Source organism: Streptomyces caeni, assembly GCF_042678285.1.
GTDB classification, from domain to species: domain Bacteria; phylum Actinomycetota; class Actinomycetes; order Streptomycetales; family Streptomycetaceae; genus Streptomyces; species Streptomyces caeni.
The window spans coordinates 33,311-39,768 of record NZ_JBHUDX010000093.1; the positions used below are offsets into that span (position 1 = coordinate 33,311).

General features: G+C 72.0%; 4 protein-coding genes and 1 pseudogene. 1 reads left to right on the top strand and 4 read right to left on the bottom strand.

Features of this window, described 5'->3' with window-relative positions; translation table 11 throughout:
- Window positions 1–35: 35 nt before the first annotated feature.
- Both ACFSL4_RS30690 and ACFSL4_RS30695 read right to left on the bottom strand, forming a co-directional pair.
- Window positions 36–848, bottom strand: coding sequence for a TetR family transcriptional regulator (locus ACFSL4_RS30690; RefSeq protein ID WP_381090071.1), 813 nt, complete (start codon window positions 846–848; stop codon window positions 36–38).
- A 136-nt stretch (window positions 849–984) separates the two neighbouring features.
- Window positions 985–2,790, bottom strand: a complete 1,806-nt coding sequence (locus ACFSL4_RS30695; protein WP_381090074.1) for a 3-hydroxyacyl-CoA dehydrogenase family protein — start codon at window positions 2,788–2,790, stop codon at window positions 985–987.
- 585 nt (window positions 2,791–3,375) lie between these two features.
- Here ACFSL4_RS30695 and ACFSL4_RS30700 point away from each other — a divergent pair.
- Window positions 3,376–3,951, top strand: coding sequence for an adenylosuccinate lyase (locus ACFSL4_RS30700; RefSeq protein WP_381090076.1), 576 nt, complete (start codon window positions 3,376–3,378; stop codon window positions 3,949–3,951).
- A gap of 4 nt (window positions 3,952–3,955) precedes the next feature.
- On the opposite strand, the pseudogene ACFSL4_RS30705 reads toward ACFSL4_RS30700, so the two are convergent.
- Together ACFSL4_RS30705 and ACFSL4_RS30710 are read right to left on the bottom strand one after the other, a co-directional pair.
- Window positions 3,956–4,477, bottom strand: a pseudogene (locus tag ACFSL4_RS30705) (GNAT family N-acetyltransferase).
- A 204-nt stretch (window positions 4,478–4,681) separates the two neighbouring features.
- On the bottom strand, window positions 4,682–6,277 hold the full coding sequence (locus ACFSL4_RS30710) for an alpha/beta hydrolase (RefSeq protein WP_381090079.1): 1,596 nt from the start codon (window positions 6,275–6,277) through the stop codon (window positions 4,682–4,684).
- Window positions 6,278–6,458: the final 181 nt, after the last annotated feature.

Sequence of the window (6,458 nt, forward strand, 5' to 3'; positions counted from 1 at the left end):
GTGGTGGCCGTGGCCACCCTGCCTCGCCCGCCGGGCTACGAGCGCTCCTTGAGCGCCTGCTCGATGGCGCGCATCACCTCGTCGAGGGGAACGTCGGTCCTGGCCACCGTCACCAGCACTTCCCCCTGCGTGGTCGCGGAGGCCGGTGGCGTACGGGGGGCTGCCTCACGTCCGGCCCCGATGCCGTTGCCGAACGTCTTGCGGACGATCGCGAAGGCGTGGTCGAGCTGGGCCTCCACGTCACCCTGGCCGCCGGCCCGCAGCCAGCGCCGCAGGACGTGGTTGTGCGCGGTGACGACCGCCGACGCGGCGACCTCCGCGAGCAGCGGATCGTCGTTGGCGTCGTCGTCGTGCGCGTGCTCGTCGAAGTGACCGAGCAGATAGCGGGTGAAGAGACGCTCGTAGCGGGCGACCGAGGCGATCTCCGCCTCGCGCAGCGTCGGTACCTCGCGTGTCAGCTTGTAGCGCTGCACGGAGATCTCCGGCCGGGCCGCGTACATCCGCATGACTTCCTTGATGCCGCGGCACACCGTGTCGAGCGGGTGCTCGTGCGCGGGCGCCGCGTTGAGCACCGCCTCGGCCCGGACCAGGGTGTCGTCGTGGTCCGGGAAGATCGCCTCCTCCTTGGAGCGGAAGTGACGGAAGAAGGTGCGCCGGGCCACTCCGGCGGCCGCCGCGATCTCGTCGACGGTGGTCGCCTCGTAGCCCTTGGTGGCGAACAGTTCCATCGCAGCGGCCGCCAGTTCTCGGCGCATCTTGAGTCGCTGGGCCGCGGCACGCGTACCTGCGGCACTCTCCGGAGCGTCGGGCGTGGCTGGTGTACGGGAGGACTTGGCGGGCTGGGACATGACCCGAACGTACTGCATGTGCGCAGGGTGCTGTGCAGGTCCCGGGTTTCCCCCGCCCTGGGCGGGCGGGGGGGTGCCGCCGGGATCGAGCAGTCCGCCCCAGTCGGCCTCGCCTCGGAACCAGTCGCCGGGCCGGTCAGCGCTTGGCATATTCGCGGAAGCCGCGGCCGGTCTTGCGGCCGAGGCAGCCCGCGGCCACCAGGTGTTCCAGGAGCGGTGCGGGAGCCAGGCCGGGGTCGCGGAATTCGCGGTGCAGGACCTTCTCGATGGCGAGCGAGACATCGAGACCGACCACGTCGAGCAGTTCGAACGGCCCCATCGGGTAGCCGCCGCCCAGCTTCATCGCCGCGTCGATGTCGTCGAGCGACGCGTAGTGCTCCTGCACCATCTTGATCGCGTTGTTGAGGTACGGGAACAGCAGCGCGTTCACGATGAAACCTGCGCGGTCGCCGCAGTCGACCGGGTGCTTCCTGATCGACCCGCACAGTTCGCGGACCGTCGCGTGCACATCGTCCGCGGTCAGCACCGTACGGACGACCTCGACCAGCTTCATGGCCGGCGCCGGGTTGAAGAAGTGCATACCGATCACGTCCTGCGGGCGCGAGGTGGCGCGGGCGCAGGCGACGACCGGCAGCGAGGAGGTGGTGGTGGCGAGGATCGCGCCGGGCTTGCAGACCTTGTCGAAGGTGGCGAACAGCCCCTGCTTGACCTCCAGGTTTTCGGCGACGGCCTCCAGCGCCAGGTCGACGTCGGCGAAATCGTCGTAGGAGCCTGTCGGCCGGATCCGGTTGAGCGTCTGCGCGGCCGCCTCGGCGGTCATCCGCCCCTTGTCGACCGAGCGCGCCAGCGACTTGCCGATCCGGGCCTTCGCGGCCTGGGCCTTCTCCTCGCTGCGGGCGGCGAGGACCACCTCGTAGCCGGCCTTGGCGAAGACCTCGACGATCCCGGACGCCATGGTGCCGGAGCCGGCCACGCCGACCGAGCGGACCGGACGGCCGGGAACCAGGGAACCGTCCTCCAGCGGGGTCAGCGAGTCCCGCACGACGACCGGGCTGCCGGGCGCCTCGTACGTGTAGAAGCCGCGCCCCGACTTGCGGCCGGTCAGGCCCGCCTCGCTGAGCTGCTTGAGGATCGGCGCCGGGGCGTGCAGGCGGTCGTGGGAGGCGGCGTACATGGCCTCCAGGACCGTGCGGGCCGTGTCGATGCCGATCAGGTCGAGCAGGGCGAGCGGGCCCATGGGCAGCCCGCAGCCGAGCTTCATCGCGGCGTCGATGTCCTCACGGGAGGCGTACTTGGCCTCGTACATCGCGGCGGCCTGGTTGAGGTAGCCGAACAGCAGCCCGTCGGCGACGAACCCGGGCCGGTCGCCGACCGCGACGGGCTCCTTGCCCAGGTCGAGGGCGAGGTTGGTGACCGCGCTCACGGCCGCGGGGGCGGTCAGCACACACGAGACGACCTCGACCAGCTTCATGGCCGGCGCCGGGTTGAAGAAGTGCAGCCCGAGAACGCGCTCGGGGTGCGCCGAGTCGGCGGCGAGCCGGGTGACGGACAGGGCGTTGGTGCCGGTGGCGATGATGGTGTCCGGGCGCACGATGCCGTCGAGGTCGCGGAGGACCTGCTGCTTGATCTCGTACGACTCCGGGACGACCTCGATCACCAGGTCGGCGTCGGCCGCGGCCTGCAGATCGGTGAAGGTGCGGAAGCGGGCGAGGGCGTCGCCGCGCTCCTGCTCGGTCAGGCGCCCGCGGCCCACGGCGCGGGCGGTGGCCGAGTCCAGGGCGGCCACGGCCTGGGTGGCCGCCGCCTCGCTGATGTCGATGCCGACGACCTCACGACCGGCCCGGGCCAGCACTTCGGCGATGCCGGTGCCCATGGTGCCGAGGCCGACCACGGCTATGGTCTTGAGCGGGGACAGAGGGGTGTCGGACAGGGGAGTGGCCATCGCGGGACTCCTGGAATGAGGGTGACGACTGAGGAGCGCGGCTGGATGCGCCGGCAGGCGCACACAGTGCGGAGGGTGCGGGTGTGACCGGGCTGACGAACGCACACGCCCGGGTGCCGTGGCCGGACGTGCATACGTCCGGAGCGGCGATCCGACCGGCCCTGTCCCGGAGCCGAGTCGTACTGAGGTACACGATGTACCGAACCGACCAGCGCTCCCGACGCCGTGAGGCGTGGGAGGTGTTTCCGCGGTGGCTGCGTCACCAGGCCACTGCGAGCCGCGAGTGGGTAACTCGCTCGATTGAGCTTAACCTGTGGGTAACGAGCACGCCACCCCCCGACTTTGTGATCTGGGTCCCTGCGCCCGGTGTGCGCCTCTGGGGGGTGTTTCGAAAGTCCCGCACAGCACCCACGGCGCCCGGCACGCTCCCCCAGGCTCTTCGAGCAGGGGGCACCCCCACTCGCCGCACCGGCCGAAACCCCGAGTACGTCCAGTACGAGGGCTTTCGTCCGGCACGCCGAGAGCACGCACCGGACACCGCGGGCACCGCACAGGACTTTCGAAACACCCCCTAGGCTCGGCTCCATGGACGAAGCGTGGCGATCGCTCACGGAGCGCTTACGGGACGAGGCCGCCGGGTCCCCGGTGTACGAGCGACTCGTGGCGATGGACGGCGCCGACGAGCTGGCCGCTGCGCTGACCGAGCCCGGACAGCCGCTGTGGGCCCGCGAGCTGGCCGCCTTCCGGCTCGGCGTCGCGGGGGACCGGCGTGCGTTCGAGGCGCTCGTCCTGCTGCTCAACCACCGTGACCCGCAGCGCTGCGCCTCGGCCGCGTACGCCCTGGCCCGGCTCGGCGACCCGCGCACACCCCGCGCCGCGGCGGCCCTGGCCACCAACGAACTCCGCGTCGCCTACGCCCTCCATCCCGTGCGCCTGCTCGTCGAACTGCGCGCCCCCGAGGCCGTACCCGCGCTGATCATCACGCTGCGGCGCAGACTGCGGCCGCACGATCCCTACCGAAGGGTCGCGCTCGCCTGTATCGAAGGGCTCGGCGCACTCGCGGACGTACGGGCGGGGCCCGTACTGAACGAGGCCCTCGCGCACCCGGCGCTGGCGGAGGCGGCGGTGCACGCCCTGGCCCGTATCCCCGGACAGCGGTGAACCCTCAGCCGGTCGGCGGGAGCACCGCCGTGTAGCGCGTCTCGGGCACGGCGATCCCGTCCGCCTCGAACGGCTCCTCGGCGCCGTCGGCGTGGAACCCGGCCCGTTCGTAGAAGCGCCGGGCGCGGGTGTTGCCCTTGAGCGCCCACAGGGTGCCCGGCCGCGGAGCACCGCCGCACGGACTCGGTCGGCAGGGCCCGGCCGATGCCCGCGCCGAGCAGCCCGGGGAGACACACAGCGCGTACGACTCCGCGTCACCGGTGCGGACGTCACCGATCCGGTACGGTCCGTGCGCCGCCCAGCCGACGGTCTCCCCGTCGCGCTCGGCCACCAGGTTCACCACGCGGCCGTCGCCCTGGAGGAGGCGGCCCCGGCGCCGCTCGGCGTCGGCGTCCACGTCGAGCGCGTCCAGGTACGACTGCGGGATCAGCCCTCGGTAGGCGGTCCGCCGGCCGCGGACGCGGATGTCGCTCACACGGTGGCAGCCGTCGAGGGGCATGTCACGGATGCGGAGAGGGCCGTCCATGGAGCCGTAGGCGGGCGCGGTGCCACGAGGCCACCGGTCATCCGGGCAGCACCGCGAACGCCTCGATCCCCCATGAGGAACCGGGGCCACCAGGGCGGCCGGTTGCACCGCCGACGAGGCCGGCAGGCGGTCCTCGGGCATGTGTTCCGCCCCGCTCACGACTCCATGGCGGACCACGGGGGTGACACCGACCGGCCCTGCCGCTCAGCCGCGGGAACCCAGCAGCCCGTGCAGCGTCGAACCGCGCTCTGCGGCGGATTCCGCCTCGGTGGTCTGCGGCTTCGGATCGGGCAGGCTGGGGCACGTCGCATCGGTCTCACCGCTGCCGTGCGGCAGCGTGCCGTCGGCGAGGTACGCAGCCAGGTGGCCGTCCAGGCACGCGTTGCCGCTCAGCGTGACACCGTGATTGCCGCCGCCCTGCTCGACCACCAGCCGGGAGCCGCGCAGCAGGTGATGGACCGTCACCGCGCCCGGGTACGGTGTGGCGGCGTCGTCGGTCGCCTGGAACAGCAGGGCCGGTGGCAGCGCGTCGTTGGACACGTCCACCGGCCGTTTGAAGGCGGTGGGCCAGAACGCGCAGGGCATGTTGTACCAGGCGTTGTTCCACGTCATGAACGGTGCCTTGGCGTACACGTCCCAGGTGTCCCTGCGCCACCGCACCCAGGCGCGTGGCCAGGAGGCGTCGCGGCACTGCACCGCGGCGTACACGCTGTAGCCGTTGTGCCCCGCGGCGTCGACCGCACCCAGCTTGTCGTACGCCTCGACCAGCGGGGCGGCGTTCCCGTCGTTGGCGTAGGCCGCGAACGCCTTGGCGAGGTGCGGCCAGTAGCCGTTGTAGTAGCCGCCCGGCATGAAGGTGTCCTCCAGCTCGGAGGCGCCGACCTTCCCCTGGGCCGGATTCCGGGCCAGGGCCGCCCGCATCGCGTACCACTCGGCCTCGACCACGGCCGGATCGGTGCCGAGCCGGTATGTCCCGTCGTGGCGGGCCACCCACGCCAGGAACGCCCGGTGGCGGTCGTTGAACGCGTAGTCCTGCCGGATGTTGTCCTCGTACCAGACGCCTGTGGGGTCGACGACGGAGTCCAGCACCAGACGGCGTACCCGCTGCGGGAAGAGTTTCGCGTACACGGCACCGAGGTAGGTGCCGTACGAGTACCCGAAGTAGCTGACCTTCTCCGCGCCGAGCGACTGCCGGATCGTGTCCATGTCCCGCACGGCGCTGACCGTGTCGAGGTGCGGCAGCACGCTCGAGTACCGGGTGGCGCACGCGCGGGCGAACGACACGACGCGGGAGAGGTTGGCGCTCTCCAGCGCGGGGGTGCCGGGCACGGAGTCGGGCCGTACCGGGGCGAAGTAGCCGGGCTCGCAGTCCAGGGTGGGCGTGCTGCGGCCCACGCCGCGCGGGTCGAAGCCGATGACGTCGTACTGCGCCGCGACCGCCGCGGGCAGTGCGGAGGCGACGAATCCGGCGAGCTGCAGACCGCTGCCGCCGGGCCCGCCGGGATTGACCAGCAGCGGCCCCTGAGAGGTCTTCGCGGTGTGCGGGACGCGTGAGAGTGCCAGTGTGATCTGCCGTCCGCGCGGGTGCGCGTAGTCGAGCGGTACCGTCAGGGTCGCGCACTGGAGCGCCGGGTAGTCGTCGGTATCGCACTTCTTCCAGGCGAGCGGCGCTCCTTGTGCGGTGTCAGCGCTGTTCGCGGAGTTCGCGGCGCGCGGCGGACTCGCGTCGGCCGGGACGGCGGTGAGCATTCCGGCCAGCACGACGGCGGTTCCGCACAGCGCTCCTGCGCGTTTTCTCATGGTCGGGGCTCCCAGGGCGGAAGGGATCGGACCCGGGTACCGGGTCTTCGCCGCATCGTCCCGGAAAGTCCGCCCGGAGCAACGTGTTCGGGCCGGAGTTGACCCGATTGGGCCGTGGGAAGCGCTCGGATGCGCGTCGCGTGGCGGCGCTCCGCGTGCCGTCAGACGCTGTCAGAGGAGT